Source organism: Bifidobacterium sp. M3-N-101 (assembly GCF_023656805.1).
Taxonomy (GTDB): Bacteria; Actinomycetota; Actinomycetes; order Actinomycetales; family Bifidobacteriaceae; genus Bifidobacterium; species Bifidobacterium breve.
Genome location: NZ_JAMOKQ010000009.1, coordinates 18021 through 38721 on the forward strand (window position 1 = coordinate 18021; position 20701 = coordinate 38721).

At 58.9% G+C, this 20701-nt stretch carries 16 protein-coding genes and 2 tRNA genes; 16 read left to right on the plus strand and 2 right to left on the minus strand.

Going from position 1 to position 20701, the window contains the following annotated elements; all coding sequences use genetic code 11:
• Nucleotides 1-4 precede the first annotated feature (4 nt).
• Entirely contained in the window at nt 5-1567 is a 1563-nt protein-coding gene (gene guaA, locus NBH12_RS08260; RefSeq protein WP_016463142.1) for a glutamine-hydrolyzing GMP synthase, read from the minus strand.
• A gap of 447 nt (nt 1568-2014) precedes the next feature.
• Here guaA and NBH12_RS08265 point away from each other — a divergent pair, with 447 nt between their 5' ends.
• From NBH12_RS08265 to NBH12_RS08290, 6 genes are all read left to right on the plus strand, one after another.
• Complete coding sequence (locus NBH12_RS08265) at nt 2015-4492, plus strand: phosphoketolase (RefSeq protein ID WP_025221458.1); 2478 nt, start codon at nt 2015-2017, stop codon at nt 4490-4492.
• 183 nt (nt 4493-4675) lie between these two features.
• A complete protein-coding gene (gene glmU / locus NBH12_RS08270; protein ID WP_025221459.1) occupies nt 4676-6058 on the plus strand; it encodes a bifunctional UDP-N-acetylglucosamine diphosphorylase/glucosamine-1-phosphate N-acetyltransferase GlmU in 1383 nt (460 codons plus the stop codon).
• A 3-nt stretch (nt 6059-6061) separates the two neighbouring features.
• Complete coding sequence (gene rsfS, locus NBH12_RS08275) at nt 6062-6448, plus strand: ribosome silencing factor (RefSeq protein ID WP_003833436.1); 387 nt, start codon at nt 6062-6064, stop codon at nt 6446-6448.
• Nucleotides 6445-7146, plus strand: a complete 702-nt coding sequence (locus NBH12_RS08280) for a histidine phosphatase family protein (RefSeq protein ID WP_250819356.1) — start codon at nt 6445-6447, stop codon at nt 7144-7146. The genes rsfS and NBH12_RS08280 overlap by 4 nt, the downstream gene beginning before the upstream one ends.
• A 127-nt stretch (nt 7147-7273) precedes the next feature.
• Nucleotides 7274-7346 (plus strand) — tRNA-Ala (locus NBH12_RS08285).
• Nucleotides 7347-7432: 86 nt separating this feature from the next.
• Nucleotides 7433-7505 (plus strand) — tRNA-Ala (locus NBH12_RS08290).
• 50 nt (nt 7506-7555) lie between these two features.
• On the opposite strand, the gene NBH12_RS08295 is transcribed toward NBH12_RS08290, so the two are convergent.
• Nucleotides 7556-8365, minus strand: a complete 810-nt coding sequence (locus tag NBH12_RS08295; protein ID WP_015438681.1) for a Cof-type HAD-IIB family hydrolase — start codon at nt 8363-8365, stop codon at nt 7556-7558.
• Between the two features lie 248 nt (nt 8366-8613).
• On the opposite strand from NBH12_RS08295, the gene NBH12_RS08300 reads away from it, so the two are divergent.
• The 10 genes from NBH12_RS08300 to NBH12_RS08345 all read left to right on the plus strand — a co-directional run bounded on the left by NBH12_RS08300 (nt 8614) and on the right by NBH12_RS08345 (nt 20677).
• A complete protein-coding gene (locus NBH12_RS08300) occupies nt 8614-9594 on the plus strand; it encodes a MetQ/NlpA family ABC transporter substrate-binding protein (protein WP_250819357.1) in 981 nt (326 codons plus the stop codon).
• 168 nt (nt 9595-9762) lie between these two features.
• Nucleotides 9763-10965 carry a methionine ABC transporter ATP-binding protein gene (locus NBH12_RS08305; protein ID WP_250819358.1) on the plus strand — a complete coding sequence of 401 codons (1203 nt, stop codon included), beginning with the start codon at nt 9763-9765 and terminating at the stop codon, nt 10963-10965.
• A complete protein-coding gene (locus NBH12_RS08310) occupies nt 10962-11648 on the plus strand; it encodes a methionine ABC transporter permease (protein ID WP_014483869.1) in 687 nt (228 codons plus the stop codon). The genes NBH12_RS08305 and NBH12_RS08310 overlap by 4 nt, the downstream gene beginning before the upstream one ends.
• Nucleotides 11649-11726: 78 nt before the next feature.
• Nucleotides 11727-12878 (plus strand): M20 metallopeptidase family protein, encoded by a 1152-nt coding sequence (locus tag NBH12_RS08315; RefSeq protein ID WP_250819359.1) that lies wholly within the window; start codon nt 11727-11729, stop codon nt 12876-12878.
• A 93-nt stretch (nt 12879-12971) separates the two neighbouring features.
• Entirely contained in the window at nt 12972-14669 is a 1698-nt protein-coding gene (locus tag NBH12_RS08320) for an NAD+ synthase (RefSeq protein WP_003833432.1), read from the plus strand.
• Nucleotides 14670-14688: 19 nt separating this feature from the next.
• Nucleotides 14689-14919, plus strand: a complete 231-nt coding sequence (locus NBH12_RS08325) for a hypothetical protein (protein ID WP_003829017.1) — start codon at nt 14689-14691, stop codon at nt 14917-14919.
• A 275-nt stretch (nt 14920-15194) separates the two neighbouring features.
• Nucleotides 15195-17570 carry a formate C-acetyltransferase gene (gene pflB / locus NBH12_RS08330; RefSeq protein ID WP_025262911.1) on the plus strand — a complete coding sequence of 792 codons (2376 nt, stop codon included), beginning with the start codon at nt 15195-15197 and terminating at the stop codon, nt 17568-17570.
• Nucleotides 17571-17682: 112 nt separating this feature from the next.
• Nucleotides 17683-18564, plus strand: a complete 882-nt coding sequence (pflA, locus tag NBH12_RS08335; protein ID WP_003833429.1) for a pyruvate formate-lyase-activating protein — start codon at nt 17683-17685, stop codon at nt 18562-18564.
• 182 nt (nt 18565-18746) lie between these two features.
• Nucleotides 18747-19379, plus strand: a complete 633-nt coding sequence (locus NBH12_RS08340; RefSeq protein WP_050824853.1) for a DUF3000 family protein — start codon at nt 18747-18749, stop codon at nt 19377-19379.
• Complete coding sequence (locus NBH12_RS08345) at nt 19376-20677, plus strand: HRDC domain-containing protein (protein WP_015438688.1); 1302 nt, start codon at nt 19376-19378, stop codon at nt 20675-20677. Before NBH12_RS08340 ends, NBH12_RS08345 begins: the two co-directional genes overlap by 4 nt.
• Nucleotides 20678-20701: the final 24 nt, after the last annotated feature.

A 20701-nucleotide genomic window follows, 5' to 3' on the forward strand; every position in this document is an offset into this window, starting at 1 on the left:
TGGATTACTCCCACTCGATGGTTGCTGGGGGTTTGCTAGTGCAATCGAGTACCACGCGGTTGATCTGGCGGCACTCGTTGGTGATGCGGGTGGAGATCGTGGCGAGCACGTCGTAGGGCACGCGCGACCAGTCGGCAGTCATGGCGTCCTCCGAGCTGACCGGGCGCAGGACGATGGGGGAGCCGTAGGTGCGCTCGTCGCCTTGGACGCCGACGGAATGGACGTCGGCGAGCAGAACCACGGGGCACTGCCAGATGTCGCGGTCGAGGCCGGCGCGGGAGAGTTCTTCGCGGGCGATGGCGTCGGCCTCGCGCAGCAGGTCGAGGCGTTCCTTGGTGATTTCGCCGATGATACGGATACCCAAGCCGGGGCCTGGGAAGGGCTGACGCCATACGATTTCGTCGGGCAGACCAAGTTCGGTGCCGATGGCACGCACCTCATCCTTGAACAGGGTGCGTAGCGGCTCGATGAGCTGGAACTTGATGTCCTTGGGCAGGCCGCCGACATTGTGGTGAGACTTGATGTTGGCCGCGCCGTCGCCACCGCCGGATTCAACGACATCCGGGTAGAGCGTGCCCTGCACGAGGAACTTGACTTCCTTGCCGCGGGCGCCGGCCTCTTCGAGTACCTGACGCTGGGCCTTTTCAAACGTGCGAATGAACTTCTCGCCGATGATCTTGCGCTTACGTTCCGGCTCGGAGACGCCCTTCAGCGCCTTGAGGAAGTCATCGGCCGCGTCCACGGTGATGAGCTTGATGCCGGTGGCGGCCACGAAGTCATGCTTGACCTGCTCGACCTCGCCCTTGCGCAGCAGACCGTGATCCACGAACACGCAGGTGAGTTGGTCTCCAATGGCCTTGTGTACCAGAGCGGCAGCCACGGCGGAATCCACACCACCAGACAGACCGCAGATTACTTCGGCATCGCCGACCTTCTCGCGGATTTTCTTGACCTGGTCCTCAATAATGGAGGAGGCATCCCAATCGTTGGGCAACGCGGCGCAGCGGTGTAGGAAGTTCTCGATGAGCTTCTGGCCGAGCGGCGAATGCTTGACTTCCGGATGCCACTGCACGCCATACAACTTGCGGGACTCATCGGCCATGGCGGCAACAGGTGCGCCTTCGGTATGTGCGAGCACCGTGAAGCCTGCCGGAGCCTGCTCAACGGCCACGCCATGGCTCATCCACGTGGTCTGTTCGGCGGGGGAGTCGGCAAGAATGCCCTCGGCATCATCAATCGCGGCCTCGGTCTTGCCATATTCGCCCAGGGCGGCCTTATCCACCTTGCCGCCGAGCTCGTAGGCCATGACCTGGAAGCCGTAGCAGATGCCGAGCACCGGAATACCGGACTCGAATACCTTAGTATCTATGGTCGGAGCACCGGGCTCGAATACGGAGGCCGGGCCACCGGACAGAATAATCGCCTTCGGATCCTTGGCCAGGATCTCGTCAACGGGCATGGAATGAGGGACCAGTTCAGAGTAGACGCCGGCCTCGCGTACGCGGCGGGCGATGAGCTGGGCGTACTGGGCGCCGAAGTCGACGACAAGCACAGGACCGTTTGCCATTGATTTTCCCCTAACGTTTAATGGGATTCACCGTGGGTTGAACATCAACGATTATCACCGGTCAATACGACAAGCCCGACACGCGATGGCTCTGTGCGGAAAACGAACAAATTTCTGGTCTTCACAGGAACAACACGCCGGTTTCGAACATGGCAAATCGAACGTACGACAATGGCATGAACAATAGGTTTTCCGCTTATTCTCGCCCATTTGCGCATTTCTGACATGTAAACCGAATGCTCACAAACCAATGGTTGAATCGCACAAATATTGAAATTTCCAGCACAATTTCGAACACACCCGCAAGAAATCGTTCAAAAGTCGTGTTGTCCTCGTACCATGACGATTGATTGGGAACGGGAATCCTTGGCGCCGCAAGGAACCAAGGCCCGCGACCTAACGGAAATAATCAATCGCACGATCACGTGCAGGAGTACAGGAGTACACATGACGAGTCCTGTTATTGGCACCCCTTGGAAGAAGCTCAACGCTCCGGTTTCCGAGGAGTCCCTCGAAGGCGTTGACAAGTACTGGCGCGTTGCCAACTACCTTTCCATCGGCCAGATTTATCTGCGTTCCAACCCGCTGATGAAGGCTCCCTTCACCCGCGAAGATGTGAAGCACCGTCTGGTCGGCCACTGGGGCACTACCCCTGGCCTGAACTTCCTCATCGGCCACATCAACCGCTTCATCGCTGACCACGGCCAGAACACCGTGATCATCATGGGCCCGGGCCACGGTGGCCCGGCTGGTACCTCCCAGTCCTACCTGGACGGCACCTATACCGAGACCTTCCCGAAGATCACCAAGGATGAGGCTGGTCTGCAGAAGTTCTTCCGTCAGTTCTCCTACCCGGGCGGTATCCCGTCCCACTTCGCTCCGGAGACCCCGGGCTCCATCCACGAGGGTGGTGAGCTGGGCTACGCTCTGTCTCACGCTTACGGCGCCATCATGGACAACCCGAGCCTGTTCGTCCCGGCCATCGTCGGCGACGGCGAAGCTGAGACCGGCCCGCTGGCTACCGGCTGGCAGTCCAACAAGCTCGTGAACCCGCGCACCGACGGTATCGTGCTGCCGATCCTGCACCTCAACGGCTACAAGATCGCCAACCCGACCATCCTGTCCCGCATCTCCGACGAAGAGCTCCACGAGTTCTTCCACGGCATGGGTTACGAGCCCTACGAGTTCGTCGCTGGCTTCGACGATGAAGATCACATGTCCATCCACCGCCGCTTCGCCGAGCTGTGGGAGACCATCTGGGACGAGATCTGCGACATCAAGGCCGCCGCTCAGACCGACAACGTGCATCGTCCGTTCTACCCGATGCTGATCTTCCGCACCCCGAAGGGTTGGACCTGCCCGAAGTACATCGACGGCAAGAAGACCGAGGGCTCCTGGCGCGCTCACCAGGTGCCGCTGGCTTCCGCTCGCGACACCGAGGCCCACTTCGAGGTCCTCAAGAACTGGCTCGAGTCCTACAAGCCGGAAGAGCTGTTCGACGCCAACGGCGCTGTCAAGGACGACGTCCTTGCCTTCATGCCGAAGGGTGAGCTGCGTATCGGTGCCAACCCGAACGCCAACGGTGGTGTGATCCGCGACGACCTGAAGCTGCCGAACCTCGAGGACTACGAGGTCAAGGAAGTGGCTGAGTACGGCCACGGCTGGGGCCAGCTCGAGGCCACCCGTCGTCTGGGTGTCTACACTCGCGACATCATCAAGAACAACCCGCGCGACTTCCGTATCTTCGGACCGGATGAGACCGCTTCCAACCGTCTGCAGGCTTCCTACGAGGTCACCAACAAGCAGTGGGATGCCGGCTACATCTCCGATGAGGTCGACGAGCACATGCACGTCTCCGGCCAGGTCGTCGAGCAGCTGTCCGAGCACCAGATGGAAGGCTTCCTCGAGGCCTACCTGCTGACCGGTCGTCACGGTATCTGGAGCTCCTACGAGTCCTTCGTCCACGTGATCGACTCCATGCTCAACCAGCACGCCAAGTGGCTTGAGGCTACCGTCCGCGAGATTCCGTGGCGCAAGCCGATCGCCTCCATGAACCTGCTGGTCTCCTCCCACGTTTGGCGTCAGGACCACAACGGCTTCTCCCACCAGGACCCGGGTGTCACCTCCGTCCTGCTGAACAAGTGCTTCCACAACGACCACGTCATCGGCATCTACTTCGCCACCGATGCGAACATGCTGCTGGCCATCGCCGAGAAGTGCTACAAGTCCACCAACAAGATCAACGCCATCATCGCCGGCAAGCAGCCCGCTGCCACCTGGCTGACCCTGGACGAGGCTCGTGCCGAGCTCGCCAAGGGTGCCGCCGCTTGGGATTGGGCTTCCACCGCCAAGAACAACGATGAGGCCGAGGTCGTGCTCGCCGCCGCTGGCGACGTCCCGACCCAGGAGATCATGGCTGCTTCTGACAAGCTGAAGGAACTGGGCGTCAAGTTCAAGGTTGTGAACGTTGCCGACCTGCTCTCCCTGCAGTCCGCCAAGGAGAACGACGAGGCTCTGAGCGACGAGGAGTTCGCTGACATCTTCACCGCCGACAAGCCGGTGCTGTTCGCATACCACTCCTACGCTCACGACGTGCGCGGTCTGATCTACGATCGCCCGAACCACGACAACTTCAACGTCCACGGCTACGAGGAGGAGGGCTCCACCACCACCCCGTACGACATGGTTCGCGTCAACCGCATCGACCGCTACGAGCTGACCGCCGAGGCTCTGCGCATGATCGACGCCGACAAGTACGCCGACAAGATCGACGAGCTCGAGAAGTTCCGTGACGAGGCCTTCCAGTTCGCCGTCGACAAGGGCTACGACCACCCGGACTACACCGACTGGGTGTACTCCGGCGTGAACACCGACAAGAAGGGCGCCGTCACCGCCACTGCCGCCACCGCTGGCGACAACGAGTGATGACACCACTTCGGTGTTGTTAGTTCGCTAACACGAAGGGCTCGGGATTCGTCCCGGGCCCTTTTCGTTTCCCCGATTACCGGGGCTTCCCACCCGACATCCGGGCAACCGTCTATTGTGTTGAAGTGTTCTGAACACTGAAGATTACTTCAAGACATTCCAAGCGAAGGGAATACGTCAGTTATGGCATTATCCGCAGCCATCGTTCTCGCTGCCGGTGAAGGCACCCGTATGCGTTCCAACAAGCCCAAGGTTCTGCACACTTTTGCGGGCAAGACCTTCCTCAACAGGGTCATGAATTCGGTTTCCGCGCTGAACCCCGGCACTCTTGCAGTAGTGGTGCACTTCCAAGCCGAGCGTGTCAGCGAAGCAGCCCGATCCTACGACGAGCACGTCACCATCGTGAACCAGGACGATATCCCCGGAACCGGCCGTGCCGTGCAGTGCGCGATGGCCCAGCTCGCCGCCCAGTCCGAACTTGACGGCCCGGTGCTAATCGCCGCCTCGGACATGCCGCTGCTGGATAGTGAGACGCTGCGCAAACTGGTCGAATTCCACACCGTATCCGGAAACGGCGCCACCGTGCTCACCACCATACTTGATGATCCGACCGGCTACGGCCGCATCATCCGTGACCGTGAGGGCAACGTGCTGCGCATCGTCGAGCAGAAAGACGCCAACCGCAGCGAACTGGCCGTGCAGGAAGTGAACACCTCCGTCTATGTGTTCGAGGCCTCCGTGCTGGTCGAGGCCATCGCCGGCCTCAAATCCAATAACGCCCAAGGCGAGTTCTATCTGACCGACGCGTTGGAGACCGCCAAGTCCGCAGGCAAGGTCGGCGCATTCGCCGCGCCAGATCCGCTCACCGTGGAAGGTGTGAACGATCGCGTGCAGCTTGCCGCGCTGTCCAAAGCCTATAACCGCCGCATCTGCGAACGCTGGATGCGCGATGGCGTGACCATTCTCGACCCGGAGACCACGTGGATTGAAGACGACGTGGAAATCGGCCGTGACGCCACCATCCTCCCCGGCTCCTTCCTGCAGGGCCACACGGTCATCGGACAGGAAGCTACAGTCGGCCCGTACACCACATTGATCGATGCGACGGTCGATGACGGTGCCGTGGTCGAGCGTTCCCGCGTGCAGGAATCCCACATCGGCGCGCGCACGAACATCGGACCGTGGACCTACCTGCGTCCGGGCAACGAATTCGGCGAGGACGCCAAGGCCGGTGCATTCGTCGAGATGAAGAAGGCTCACATCGGTAACGGCACCAAGGTGCCGCACCTGAGCTATGTGGGAGACGCCCAGCTTGGCGACCACACGAACGTCGGCGGCGGCACCATCACCGCCAACTATGACGGCGTGCACAAGAACCGTACCAAGATCGGCTCCGATTGCCACATCGGTGCAGGCAACCTGCTGGTGGCCCCGGTCGAAGTCGGCAATAATGTGACCTCCGGCGCCGGTTCCGTGATCCGTCACGCTGTTCCCGACGATACGATGGTCTACTCCGAAAACACGCAGCATAACGTCGAGGGCTGGAAGCCCGCTTGGGAGCGCTGAATCATGCCCGCAGTACAGGATTCCATCAACGCCATCCGCGTGGCCGCCGAGGCGGCAGACCGTATCAAAGCCACTGATATCGTGGCTTTCGACGTTGCCGACCTGCTTGGCATCACCGACATCATGATGATTGCCGGTGCCTCGAACGAGCGTCAGGTGCTGGCCGTGGCCGAGGAAATCGAGAAGGATCTCTTCCTCAAGTGCGATGGCCGTCAGCCGCGTTCGCGCGAAGGTCTGACCGAGGGGCAGTGGGTATTGCTGGACTATGGCGACTTCGTGATTCACGTCATGCATGATGAAGCCCGTGAATTCTACGGTCTTGAGCGTTTGTGGAAGGATTGCGAGAGCATCGATCTTCAGCTCGAACATCCTGAAAGCGTGGCGGCATGACGGCTCAGCATGTTCGTTCCATATTCTTGGTTCGGCACGGACGTACGTCGTATAACGCGGCCCATAAGTTGCAAGGGCAGGTCGACATTCCGCTGGATGCCGTAGGCCAATGGCAGGTGCGTCAGACTGCTGCAGCGCTGAAGGACCTATACGTCGATCGCAGGCCGGAAACCGACGAACGCATCATCGTGTGTTCCGATCTGAGCCGTGCGCATGCCACCGCACAGGCTTTTGCAGATGTACTGGATGGCGCCGAAGTGCACGATGATCCTCGCGTACGCGAACGCAGTTTTGGCGATTGGGACGGTCACGCCGTATCCGAACTGGCTGAGCGATATCCTGAGGACTTCCGTTCCTGGATGGAGCATCGCGGCGGCGAGATGAAGTATGGCGCCGAGGCCAAAGAACATGTGGGGGAGCGTGGCGTCGAAGCCCTGCGTGACTGGTCCACGCGTGCCGGCACGGACACCGATCTCTTTGTGTTCTCCCATGGTGCGTGGATTGCACAGACGCTTCAGACGCTGCTGGGCATCACCGCAGTCGATCCCACTTTTTCGACGGTGATATCCATGCGCAATGCACACTGGGTGCGTTTGGCTCCCATGGATGAGCCTGATGACACGATTCGTTGGCGGCTCATGGACTATAACCACGGTCCAGCCGTCGCCGATACCGACGAGTGGGAACGGGAACGTTGATCTGAACAGCCGGTGATTGTGGTGTCGCCAAATCACGCCAATGTCATTTGGCGACACGCCGATTTGCGGGATGCAGGAACCCGTCGTAATGTAGACAAGGTTCGAAAACGGACTGACAATTGAAAACGGGGCTATAGCGCAGCTGGTAGCGCATCTCCATGGCATGGAGAGGGTCGGGGGTTCGAATCCCCCTAGCTCCACGACGAAGCCATCGGCATGCATCTGGTGGTTTCTCCGCTGGTTCATGGCGGGTCGAACAACTCCCATGAATCGGATAGCTTCATTCGGGGCTATAGCGCAGCTGGTAGCGCATCTCCATGGCATGGAGAGGGTCGGGGGTTCGAATCCCCCTAGCTCCACAAACAAGGCCGGTGCAATATGCACCGGCCTTCTGTATTTGGCGTGCACCTTAGTCGTGCAGCACTCCGAAGTGCAGCAAGGCGTGTAATACGCCGTCATGATCCACATCATCCGTGACATAGTCGGCAGCGGCCTTGGGCTCGTCCGTGGCGTTGCCCATAGCGACCCCGATTCCGGCATAGGCCAGCATGTCCGTGTCGTTGCCGCCGTCGCCAAAGGCCATGGTCTGTTCGCGGGTGATGCCGTAATGCTTCATAAAACGCTGAATGCCCCGTGGTTTGCCACCATCGGCGGGAATCAGATCGGTGAAGTCCGGGTGCCAGCGCACGCCGCGTATGTTGCTGCACAGTCCCACCAGTTCGTCTTCCAGTTCGGGGTCGATGAACGGGCTGATCTGGAAGGTCTCGTGCGTCAACGCCCGCAAACGAGGATTCTCGAAATATTGGACGGGGGCGGTTTTGCCAAGACCGCTCCAGGTCTGCTGCAATGCCTCGTTGGTATGGTTGAAGTAGACGTAATCCTTTTCACCAAAATCACACACCACATCGGGATGCTGGTCGAGCCAATCCAAAATCACGCGGATATCAGACTGATCCAAGGCCTGTGATTCAAGATATCCCTGTTCGTCAAAACAATATTGACCATTGAACGCCACAATGCCGTCGAATGAGATCGGCATGGTGTCCAGCACCACCTTCATCTGAGAAGGAGCGCGGCCGGTGCAGATAAGCACCTTGATGCCTGCTGATTGAAGCCGCTGAATAGCCTCAACGGTGGAATCGGGAACCTTGTGCGTGACGAAACTCGTGAGCGTGCCGTCGATGTCGAAAAACACAGCTTTAATGTCGGTGGTAGTCATGCTTCTATTTTCGAGGCTCCTCTCGACGCGCCAGACATGCTTATAGCGTGCTATCGACATCAGGCAACGCAATGTATTGCATGCGCGCCATAAAAGACACCTATACGGCAATCCGTCATTTTTGACCATTTCTGGGATTTTGAGTGCTACGGTGAAACCTGTCATCAACGTGATGGGTTCGCTTGGGGAAGCGAATCACCGTAAGAAGATGCAACAGCAATTTCCATGAGAGAGAGGAATCATTCATCATGACAGCAGCAACCCAGCCGGCAACTCCGGCCGCTCCCAACAGCAACGAACCGGTGCGCGTGAACCACACCGCCCGTAACATCATCATTACCATCGTGGTCGTGGCGATCATCGCCGTGGCCGCGTTCTTCGGCTACCGCGCGGTGGCCGACGCTAACGAATCCAGCGCCAAGGGCAGCAAAGACAACCCGGTCAAGATCGGTGTGGTCGGTGCCACCAACCCGGAATGGGTCAAGTTCAAGCAGAATGCCGAAAAGGCCGGCATCTATGTCGATATCGTGGACTTCCAGGACTACACTTCCGAGAATCCAGCCCTTGATTCCGGCGAGCTGGACCTCAACGAGTTCCAGCACCTGCTCTACCTCGCCAACTACAACGTGAGCAACAACAAGGATCTGCAGCCCATCGGCGGCACCGCCATCTACCCGCTCGGCGTGTACTCCACCAAGGTCAAGGACATCAAGGACATCAAGCAGGGCGACACCGTCACCATTCCGAACGATGAGACCAACCAGGCCCGCGCCATCGGCGTGCTCAAGGCAGCGGGTCTCGTCACGCTCAAGGGCGACTGGACCGCCTTCTCCACCCCGGCCGACATCGATGAAGCCAAGAGCAAGGTCAAGGTCACCCCGCTGAAGGCCGAACAGGTGGCCACCACCCTCAAGGATCCGACCATCGCCGCCGGTGTGATCAACAACGATTACGTGGCCGACGCGGGCCTCAACCCGAAAGACGCCATCTATCAGGATGACGCCGAATCCGAGGAAGCCCGTCCATACATCAACGTGTGGGTGGCCCGCAAGACGGACGTGAAAAACGAGACCTACAAGAAGCTCGTCTCCATCTTCCAGCAGAAGGACGTGCTCGACGCCCTCCAGGAGAACTCCGGCGGCACCGCGGTGTTTGCCGACAAGTTCAGCGCCAAGCAGCTGCAGGGCTTCCTGTCCGACATCGAGAAGGACGCCAAGGCCCAGGAGTAAGAGAACCATCGGCTGGTTTCCGCACCGAGCTGTAGTAGCGAGTATTCGATGCGCATAGCCTGCTGAACCGTAACGGAGCGAGCCGCCTGCATAAGGCCCGCTCCGTTACGGCATAACTAGACCGGACGCAATCGCCGGTATTCCAGCCCGTACAACATTGGAGCAACAGTGAGCGATCCCATCATCACTTTTGATCACGTGGTCAAAGAGTTCAAGATACGAGGACGAAAGGCCGAGACCGCGCGAGCCGTGAATGATGTCAGCCTGAGCATTGACCGTGGCGACATTTTCGGCATCATCGGCTATTCCGGTGCCGGCAAATCCACTCTGGTGAGGCTGATCAACGCACTGGAGCGGCCCACTTCCGGCACGGTGACCGTGCTCGGTACCGACATCACGGCACTGAACGAGAGCAAGTTGCGCCCTATCAGGCAGAAAATCGGCATGATTTTCCAGCAGTTCAACCTGTTCTCCACCAAAACGGTGTCGCAAAACATCGCTTATCCGCTTCAGCTTGATCATTGGCGCAAGGACTATCAGGATCGGCGTGTCAAAGAGCTCCTGGAATTCGTGGGATTGGCCGAGCATGCGGATAAGTACCCCTCACAGCTGTCCGGTGGTCAGAAACAACGTGTCGGCATTGCTCGCGCGCTAGCCACCAATCCGGAAATCCTGCTCGCGGATGAGGCTACCAGCGCGCTCGACCCTGAAACCACCACCGAGGTACTGGCGTTGCTCAAGCGAGTGAATGAGGAATTCGGCATCACCATCGTGCTGATCACTCACCAGATGAACGTGGTCCAGCAGATTGCCAACCGTGTGGCGGTTATGAGTTCCGGACGCGTGATCGAATCCGGTGACGTGTACGACGTATTCGCCGCGCCTCGCCAGCCAGTCACCAAACGGTTCATTGCCACCGCTTTGTCGGGGCTTCCTGAGGAAAGCCGTGTCGAACGTCTGCATGGCGAGTGGTCGGGACGCATTGTCACCGTACTCATCCGGCAAAAGGATGTCTCTGATGACCATGGGCGCACATTGCATGCCTCAGGGCAGAACATTTCAGAGCTGATCGCCAAATATGGTGTGGAATCCAGTCTGCTGTATGGCGGCATCGATACGGTCAAGGGATCGGCTATCGGCGCAATCACCTATGAATTCAACGGCCCTGGATGGCATGTGGACGAGTTTTTGCATGAACTCGCGCAACACAGCGATGTCATTGATTTCGGCACCGCCGAGAAACCAGTGGCATACGCTGATGCGGTCGCCAATCATATTGCCGGTGCCGAAGCGGCCATAGCCAACCAGCAATCCATGAGCCAGGATGAGTCGGCGGAAATCTCCGCCAGCCATGAAGGAGCCAACGCATGATTACCCTTGCCAACCCCCGTAGCGATTGGACTGTGCTGCGCCCGCTCCTGTTTGAATCTATCGGTCAGACGCTGACGATGGTGCTTATCACTCTTGTCGTAGGAGGACTTCTTGGATTGATTCTTGGTGTGGTGCTCTATGGCACGCGTCCAGGCAATTTGTTTGAGAACGCCATCGTCTACCGGATTCTCGACGTGATCGTCAATATCGTCCGTCCGATCCCGTTCATCATCTTCCTGGCCGCCATGCAGCCGTTGACCATTGTGGTGGTCGGCACCTCCATCGGTACCGTGGCCGCCATCTTCCCGATGGTGGTGATGTGCACTTTTGCCACATCTCGTCTGGTTGAGCAGAATCTTGTTCCGGTCGATCCCGGCGTCATTGAGGCGGCGCGTTCGATGGGCGCCAGCAAATTCACCATCATCCGTACCGTGCTGATTCCCGAGGCCTTGGCCCCGTTGATTCTGGCCTATGCGTTCCTGTTCATCGGCGTGCTCGACATGTCTGCCATGGCCGGATACATCGGTGGCGGCGGACTCGGTAACTTCGCCATCGCTTACGGTTATCAGAAGTTCGACCAGACCGTCACATGGACGGCAGTGATCATCATGATCGTGCTGGTGCAGGTGGTGCAGGGCATCGCCAACGCCATTGCCAAGCGTCTGCTCAAGCGGCAGCAATGATCAATGATGTCTGCCGAGCCCTCGCCAATATGAAGCGGGGGCTTCGTCATATTGCCCGTCCTACTACAATCGAGAACCATGAGTGAACATATCGATATCGACCACGAACTCATTACCATCCGTCACTATCTGCACGCCCACCCCGAGCGCAGTTTTCAGGAATTCGACACCAGTATCTACCTGACCGACCAGCTCAAGGCGCACGGCATCGAAATCCTGCCCAACTCCATGGAAACTGGTGTGGTGGGTCTTATCCAAGGGGAAGCCGGGCCCGGGCCACGCATCGGATTGCGCGCGGACATCGACGGCTTGCCCATTGTGGAGGATTCCGGGTTGGAATTCAGCTCCGTCAACAAAGGCGTGATGCACGGCTGCGGCCATGACCTGCACATGACCGGTCTGCTCGGAGCCGCCTTCTGGCTTGCCAATCACCGCGACAAATTCGCCGGCTCCATCAAGATCCTGTTCCAGCCCAGTGAGGAGACGGGGCAGGGTGCCCGTGCGATGATTGACGCCGGCTTGGTGGATGACGTCGATGCCATCATCGGTACCCACAACAACCCGAACTATGCCCCTGGTCAGCTTGCCATCGGTGCTGAACCGATGATGGCTGGCTGTGTGAAATTCCATGTGACGCTCCACGCTCAGGGGACGCATGCCGCCTACCCGTACAAAGGCACCGGCCCGCTTGAGGCGCTTGCCAGCATGATTTTGAGCCTACAGACCATCGTGAGCCGTAATGTGACGCCCTTCCATCCGCTGGTGCTGTCCGTCACGGAAGTGCATGGCGGCGACGTGTGGAACGTGGTGCCCGCCGAAGCCGGTTTCCAAGGCACGGTGCGTTACTTCCATAAGGAAGATGGCAATCTGGTGGGTCGTCGATTCAAGGAGATCGTTGAACATACGGCTGAGGCGTATGGTATTACGGCCGATGTGGACTGGAACGATTTTCAGGATCCGTTGGTCTCCGATCCGTCCCTCGCCAAGGCCGTGGCCGCCGACGTCAACGATTATGCGCAGCTCGAGCCGATTCGTCCGTCAATGGCGGGGGAGGACTTCTGCGAGTTTGCAAAAGTCACGTTGCCGGTGTTTGCGTTCGTGGGCTCAAACGGCCAAGAGGGTTGCGCCGACTGGCACAGCCCGCACTTCGCGGGTCTGGATGAATCCATCCCCACGTTCGTCAACTTCTATGTCAACGCCGCCCTGCGCGTACTCAACGAATTGAGGTAAATTCTTCTCTGGCTCCCCTCTCTGAGGGGAGCTGTCGCCGCAGGCGACTGAGGGGAGCCAGGTGGAGGTCAACGGTGAGTACACTAAGAAGCTATGACACAGCTTCGCTTCGCACTCGCCCAGATTGACACTTGCGTCGGTGCACTCGACGCCAACGCCGCCAAAGTGCTCGACTATTCCCGCAAGGCCGCTGCTGGGGACGCTCAAGTAGCGGTATTCCCGGAAATGACGCTCACCGGATATCCCATTGAGGATTTGGCTTTGCGCCGCACCTTCCGCCAGGCCGCGTGGGACAAGGCCAATGAACTGGCCGGTCAGCTTCAGGACGAAGGTCTTGGCCATTTGTTCGTGGTGGTCGGCACTGTGGGTACCGATCGGGAGACCAGCAAGCCGCGTAACCGTCTGGTGGTGCTGCATGAGGGCGTGGTCTGGACCGGCTATGACAAGCACTTCCTGCCCAACTACGGCGTATTCGATGAGTTCCGCATCTTCTCCGCAGGAAACCGTTCCGTGACCCTCGAGGTGAATGGCACCACTATCGGCGTGGCCATTTGCGAGGATATCTGGCAGGACGGCGGCCCGGTGGCTGAACTCGCCACCAAAAACATCGACTTGCTGTTGACTATTAATGGCTCTCCGTATGAGGAAGGCAAGACCAACACTCGTTTTGAACTGGCGCAACGCCGTGCTGCCGAGGTCAACGCTCCGCTTATTTATCTGAATCAGGTGGGCGGTCAGGATGATTTGGTGTTCGACGGCGGTAGCTTCGTGGTAGATGCGGACGGTACGTTGCTCGAGCGCAGCCCGATGTTTATGGAAGACCTCACGTTCTGGGATTTCGACGCCGCTGCCGACCATCAGACCAAATCCACCATCGTGGCCGAACTTGACCCGGACGAAGAGGTGTACACCGCTTGCGTGCTTGGCCTCAAGGATTACATGGCCAAGAACCATTTCAACGGTGTGACGCTGGGACTTTCCGGCGGCATCGATTCCGCGTTGGTGGCCGCTATGGCCGCCGATGCCTGTGGCGGCGAGAACGTCTGGGGCATCTCCATGCCGTCCATGTACTCCTCTGATGGCTCCAAAGACGATGCTGCAGATCTGGCCGCCAACATCGGTGCGCACTATGAGGTTCAGCCCATTGAGCCGCTGTTCGTCGCATACCAGCAGCAGCTTGATCTCGATGGCGTGGCCGCAGAAAACCTGCAGGCTCGCATTCGCGGCGTCATCGTGATGGCAAGCTCCAATTCACGTGGTCTGCTTGCCGTGGCCACCGGCAACAAATCCGAACTGGCGTGCGGCTATTCGACCATCTATGGCGATGCGGTCGGTGGCTATGCGCCAATAAAGGATTTGCTGAAGACCCGTGTCTGGGAGATCAGCCGTTGGCGCAACAAGGCCGCAGCTGCGGGCGTTGGCATCGGCGGGCTCAAGATTGTAGGCAATGAGGAAGGCAATGCGGGCATTCCTTTGAAGAATGGCGTGATGATTCCGGTCTCGTCCATCGAAAAGGCACCCTCGGCCGAATTGCGCCCAGGCCAGAAGGATTCCGATTCGTTGCCTGAATATGCATTGCTTGACAAGGTGTTGGCCGCCTATATCGAACATGCCCACGGCCGTGTAGACCTGTTGGCCGACGGATTCGATGAGGCCACGGTGGACACCGTGATGCGTTTGGTCGATCGCGCAGAGTGGAAACGCCGACAATACCCGCTGGGTCCCAAGGTCACAGCTCTTGCCTTCGGGCGCGATCGTCGTCTGCCCATCACCAACGCATTCCGTGAATAGTTACAAAAAGAAGGTACCAATGGCAGATGATGAAAAGAATCAGTGGTATTACAACACCGTCAAGCAGCGGGCTGAATATGGCAAGATCTCGCCGATAGAACAGCGTATGGGGCCGTACAAGACCAAAGAAGACGCCGAACATGCGTGGGATATCGTGGTGGACCGTAACGCCAAATGGGATGAGGAAAACCGCCGCTGGGATAACTACGGCGTCAAACCGTCCGCCGGCAAATCGTCGGATACCGACTGACCATATGTGTTTTCACCGCGATCGGCGAACATGCCGATGACGGATGACAGATAGCTACACCGCTCAACTTCACATCGAGAGTTGAGCGGTTTTGTCTAATATCGGCCGTGACAATCGGACGGCGGATGCCTGGAAGCCGCTGGATTGGTAGCGCTCACAGAAGAATGTGAGATAGCTCACTCCCAATTTCAGCTTTTCTCAAGACTGCGCAAACTACACTAGTGAAGCAAGGGTTCCGTGAAGATGCGAAACCTACAACCCCATTAAGGAGTGACATGACCGCAGTAGAAAATGCAGCTGTCTCCCAAGAGGAGCTCGACGCCAAGGCGTGGGCCGGCTTCACCGAGGGCAACTGGCAGAAGGATATCGACGTCCGCGACTTCATCCAGAAGAACTACACCCCGTACGAGGGTGATGAGAGCTTCCTGGCTCCTGCCACTGAGAAGACGAAGCACCTGTGGAAGTACCTCGACGACAACTACCTGGCCGTGGAGCGCAAGCAGCGCGTCTACGACGTGGACACCCACACCCCGGCTGGCATCGACGCCTTCCCGGCTGGCTACATCGACTCCCCGGAAGTCGACAATGTGATCGTTGGTCTGCAGACCGACGTGCCCTGCAAGCGCGCTATGATGCCGAACGGCGGCTGGCGTATGGTCGAGCAGGCCATCAAGGAAGCCGGCAAGGAGCCGGATCCTGAGGTCAAGAAGATCTTCACCAAGTACCGCAAGACCCACAATGACGGCGTGTTCGGTGTGTACACCAAGAACATCAAGATCGCCCGCCACAACAAGATTCTGACCGGTCTGCCGGATGCTTACGGCCGTGGCCGCATCATCGGCGACTACCGTCGTGTGGCTCTGTACGGTGTCAACAAGCTGATCGCCTTCAAGAAGCGCGACAAGGACTCCATCCCGTACCGCAACGACTTCACCGAGCCGGAGATCGAGCACTGGATCCGCTTCCGTGAAGAGCACGACGAGCAGATCAAGGCCCTCAAGCAGCTGATCAACCTCGGCAACGAGTATGGCCTGGATCTGACCCGCCCGGCTCAGACCGCCCAGGAAGCCGTGCAGTGGACCTACATGGGCTACCTGGCCTCCATCAAGTCCCAGGACGGCGCCGCAATGTCCTTCGGCCGTAACTCCGCGTTCCTCGATGTCTTCATCGAGCGCGACCTCAAGGCCGGCAAGATCACCGAGACCGATGCTCAGGAGCTCATCGACAACATCGTCATGAAGCTGCGCATCGTCCGCTTCCTGCGCACCAAGGATTACGACAACATCTTCTCTGGTGACCCGTACTGGGCGACCTGGTCCGACGCCGGCTTCGGCGACGACGGCCGTCCGATGGTCACCAAGACCTCTTTCCGTCTGCTCAACACCCTGACCCTTGAGCACCTCGGACCCGGCCCTGAGCCGAACATCACCATCTTCTGGGATCCGAAGCTGCCGGAAGGCTACAAGCGCTTCTGCGCCAAGATCTCCATCGACACCTCGGCTATTCAGTACGAGTCCGACAAGGAAATCCGCTCCCACTGGGGCGACGACGCCGCCATCGCCTGCTGCGTCTCCCCGATGCGCGTGGGCAAGCAGATGCAGTTCTTCGCTGCTCGTGTGAACTCCGCCAAGGCTCTGCTGTACGCCATCAACGGCGGCCGCGATGAGATGACCGGCATGCAGGTCATCGACAAGGGCATCATCGACCCGATCACCCCGGAAGCCGATGGCACTCTGGACTACGCGAAGGTCAAGGACAACTATGAGAAGGCTCTCGAGTGGCTGTCCGAGACTTACGTCGAGGCTCTGAACATCATCCACTACATGCACGATAAGTACGCCTACGAGTCCATCGAGATGGCCCTGCACGACAAGGAAGTATACCGTACCCTTGGTTGCGGTATGTCCGGTCTGTCCATCGCCGCCGACTCCCTGGCTGCCATCAAGTATGCCAAGGTCTACCCGATCTACAACAAGGATGCCAAGAACCTCGAAGGCCACGAGTACGAGTACGTCGAGGGCGCTGACGACGATTTGGTCGTCGGCTACCGCACTGAGGGCGACTTCCCGGTCTACGGCAACGATGACGATCGCGCCGATGACATCGCCAAGTGGGTTGTCTCCACTGTGATGGGCCAGGTCAAGCGCCTGCCCGTCTACCGTGGCGCCGTCCCGACCCAGTCCATCCTGACCATCACCTCCAACGTGGAGTACGGCAAGAACACCGGTTCCTTCCCGTCCCGCCACAAGAAGGGCACTCCGTACGCTCCGGGCGCCAACCCGGAGAACGGCATGGACTCCCACGGCATGCTGCCGTCCATGTTCTCCGTCGGCAAGATCGACTACAACGACGCTCTTGACGGCATCTCGCTGACCAACACCATCACCCCTGATGGCCTGGGCCGCGATGAGGACGAGCGTATCGGCAACCTGGTCGGCATCCTGGATGCCGGCAACGGCCACGGCCTCTACCACGCGAACATCAACGTTCTGCGCAAGGAGACCATGGAGGACGCCGTCGAGCACCCCGAAAAGTACCCGCACCTGACCGTGCGCGTCTCCGGCTACGCGGTGAACTTCGTCAAGCTCACCAAGGAGCAGCAGCTCGACGTCATCTCCCGTACCTTCCACCAGGGCGCCGTCGTCGACTGATGACCAACCCCGCGATACGCGGCAATGACTAATCGAAGGGGTGGGGCTCAGCTCCACCCCTTCGTTATTTCCCCACATAGACTTTCACATCATTTGGGACAGGAGGACGACGATGCCCGCAACACCCACGTTCCGCACCACTACCAGGCATATGCTCAAGGAATCGAAGACCTATGCCTCACAGACTTTGATGGGCGGCCTTTCCGGCTTTGAATCCCCAATCGGACTCGACCGACGTGACCGCCTCTCCGCCCTCAAATCCGGCGATATCGGCTTCGTGCACTCCTGGGATATCAACACTTCCGTGGACGGTCCGGGCACCCGCATGACCGTGTTCATGTCTGGCTGCCCGCTGCGCTGCCAGTACTGCCAGAACCCTGACACCTGGAAGATGCGTGACGGCAAGCCCGTCTATCTCGATGCCATGATCAAGAAGGTCGACCGCTACAAGGACCTGTTCAAGGCCACGCATGGCGGCATCACATTCTCCGGCGGCGAATCCATGATGCAGCCCGCCTTCGTCTCGCGTGTGTTCCACGCGGCCAAGGAGATGGGCGTACATACCTGCCTCGATACATCCGGCTTCCTCAACACCAACTACACTGACGAGATGCTCGAGGACATCGACCTGTGTCTACTCGATGTCAAGTCCGGCGACGAGGAGACTTATCACAAGGTGACCGGCGGCACGTTGCAGCCCACCATCGATTTCGGCCAGAGGCTCGCCAAGGCCGGCAAGAAGATTTGGGTGCGATTCGTGCTGGTGCCGGGACTGACCGACTCCGAGGAAAACGTGGAGAACGTAGCCAAGATCTGCGAGACCTTCGGTGATTCCGTCGAACATATCGACGTGTTGGGCTTCCATCAGCTCGGTCGCCCGAAGTGGCATGAGCTGCGCATCCCATATCCGTTGGAGAACCAGAAGGGGCCCAACGCCGCTACTCGCGAACGTGTGGCCAAGCAATTCAAAGATCATGGCTTCACTGTGTACTAAATCTCGATGAAGCTCTCCTCAGAGAGGGGAGCCAAGTTATATCTCTCTGGCTCCCCTCTCTGAGGAGAGCTGTCGAACGGAGCCGACTTAGGGGACATAAAATTCCCCTTAAAAGTGGCTAAAACTCGCGCCACGCCGCGCGTTATACCGCGATTGCGCCAAATCGCCCATACCCTAGAGATATGGCCGATATTTACGCATTCCCTACGGGTGCGCCCAATGAGGGGCACCCCGAACGCCCGCAGGGCGTACCGGATGATGTATGGGCGGCCGTTGAATCCGTGAGCGCCATGAAGCGCCTGTATGACGTGCGCTATCGGGAGATTCCCGTTCCCTCCACCCTTGCCGACTATGGCATCGGCGTGGAACTTGAAGCAGGCAAGCGGATGGATAGCCATCCCTTTGCCGTCGACAGTGTTTCCGAGCCGCATGTTGCCACCGGATGGGTAATGACGTTGTATTCGTACGAGCTGCGCCCTGATTGGAATTCCAATTGGCGATGCGTGGCGTTCGCGCGCCTGCCGCTGGAACCTTCCGAAAACGACTCCCTCGCCCCGGGCATGTATTGGGAAGATATGTGCGATTATCTTGGCGAAGTCGAACCGGACTCGATTTCCGGAACGGTCACCGTCACCCAGAACACCACATTCGGCCTGATGGCCGGCAGCACCAGCGCCGGTTGCGAGATACGTGTCTCATGGACGCCACTTGACGGGACCGGGCCAGACGGTACTATGGACGCCGGCGCACAAGTGAACTCGTGGGCCGCATTCATCAGATCAACTACCCGTCGTGAGGAGGATGATGCCAGTTGAGTGACATCCATGACACCGAACCACGGTTACTGAAAGAGCCGCGCGGGGGAGTGCCGGATGTTACCTCGACGATTGAAGGCTATCATCACGTCTGCGAAGCGTTGGCTGATGCTTCTGGCTCCTTGGCCGCCGATGCCGAACGCGCATCTGGATTCCGTTATGGCCACGAGGATTGGCTGATTCAATGCAAACGAGAAGGTGCGGGCATCGCATTACTCGACCCCATCGCCTTGACCCAATCTGGTGCCGACTGGAATGAATTCAATGATGCCGTGGGCGATGCCACTTGGATTTTGCATGATTCTCTGATGGATTTGCCGGGATTCGCTGATCTGGGACTTCAGCCGAAGGCGCTGTTCGACACGGAGATCGCCGCGCGTCTGCTCGGTTTGCATCGATTCGGATTAGCCGCCGTCACCGAACATTATCTTGGCATCACTTTGGCCAAGGAACATTCTGCGGCTGACTGGTCCTACCGCCCGCTGCCACGAGACTGGCGCAACTATGCGGCGCTTGACGTGGAAGTGCTGATCGAGCTCGAAAACCTGATGCGCCGTGATCTGAGAGCCGCCGGCAAGGACGAGTGGGCTGAAGAGGAATTTACCCATGCACTGTCCGAAGGACTCGCCCCTCGCAAACCCCATCCGGTTCCGTGGCTGCGCATTTCCCGCATCACCCAGCTGAGCCGTGATCCGCAGGGATTGGCCATCGCCAAGTCTCTGTGGCAGGAGCGGGACAAACTGGCCCGGCAGCATGACATTGCCCCCAGCCTGCTGTTGTCTGATTCCTCGATTATCGAGGCTGCGACGCGCAAGCCGCATAATGCCGCCCAGTTTCGGGCTCTGCGCTCGCTCAATGAGCGTGTGCGCATTCGCACCGGCACCGAGCAAGACAAGATGTTTGAACGTTATGCCCCAATCCAGCGTGCCGTCAAACCCAAGGTTTGGAAAGAGGCCATTGATCGGGCCATGGCGCTGCACCCCTCCCAATGGCCGAGTATGCCGGCACCCGCGCCGGACGAGAACGGCATAGTGAATGCACCGCGTTCGATGCGACTCTGGCAGCAAAGGCACCCCGACCGATATGACCGACTGCAAAGGGTCCGCCGCGTGATCACTTCGATAGCCGAAGATACGCGTACGCCGGCCGAGATGATTATCAAGCCGCAGATTCTGCGCAACCTATGCTGGGTGGAGAATCCGGCCGAAGTGGACGTCGAGGAGTTCCTGATCGCGCAGGGCGCAAGAAACTGGCAGGTGAAACTCATTGCACCGTCCGTAAGTGGCGTTATTATGTAGAGGTTGCCTTACGGCAGAACTGTA

What these genes read in the sequence shown, in the direction of transcription:
- pflB (WP_025262911.1), top strand. Translation starts at nt 15,195, where the DNA reads ATGACCGCAGTAGAAAATGCAGCTGTCTCCCAAGAGGAGCTCGACGCC.
- NBH12_RS08340 (WP_050824853.1), top strand. Translation starts at nt 18,747, where the DNA reads ATGGCCGATATTTACGCATTCCCTACGGGTGCGCCCAATGAGGGGCAC.
- NBH12_RS08265 (WP_025221458.1), top strand. Translation starts at nt 2,015, where the DNA reads ATGACGAGTCCTGTTATTGGCACCCCTTGGAAGAAGCTCAACGCTCCG.
- NBH12_RS08310 (WP_014483869.1), top strand. Translation starts at nt 10,962, where the DNA reads ATGATTACCCTTGCCAACCCCCGTAGCGATTGGACTGTGCTGCGCCCG.
- NBH12_RS08300 (WP_250819357.1), top strand. Translation starts at nt 8,614, where the DNA reads ATGACAGCAGCAACCCAGCCGGCAACTCCGGCCGCTCCCAACAGCAAC.
- NBH12_RS08325 (WP_003829017.1), top strand. Translation starts at nt 14,689, where the DNA reads ATGGCAGATGATGAAAAGAATCAGTGGTATTACAACACCGTCAAGCAG.
- rsfS (WP_003833436.1), top strand. Translation starts at nt 6,062, where the DNA reads ATGCCCGCAGTACAGGATTCCATCAACGCCATCCGCGTGGCCGCCGAG.
- NBH12_RS08280 (WP_250819356.1), top strand. Translation starts at nt 6,445, where the DNA reads ATGACGGCTCAGCATGTTCGTTCCATATTCTTGGTTCGGCACGGACGT.
- NBH12_RS08295 (WP_015438681.1), bottom strand. Translation starts at nt 8,365, where the DNA reads ATGACTACCACCGACATTAAAGCTGTGTTTTTCGACATCGACGGCACG.
- glmU (WP_025221459.1), top strand. Translation starts at nt 4,676, where the DNA reads ATGGCATTATCCGCAGCCATCGTTCTCGCTGCCGGTGAAGGCACCCGT.
- guaA (WP_016463142.1), bottom strand. Translation starts at nt 1,567, where the DNA reads ATGGCAAACGGTCCTGTGCTTGTCGTCGACTTCGGCGCCCAGTACGCC.
- pflA (WP_003833429.1), top strand. Translation starts at nt 17,683, where the DNA reads ATGCCCGCAACACCCACGTTCCGCACCACTACCAGGCATATGCTCAAG.
- NBH12_RS08320 (WP_003833432.1), top strand. Translation starts at nt 12,972, where the DNA reads ATGACACAGCTTCGCTTCGCACTCGCCCAGATTGACACTTGCGTCGGT.
- NBH12_RS08315 (WP_250819359.1), top strand. Translation starts at nt 11,727, where the DNA reads ATGAGTGAACATATCGATATCGACCACGAACTCATTACCATCCGTCAC.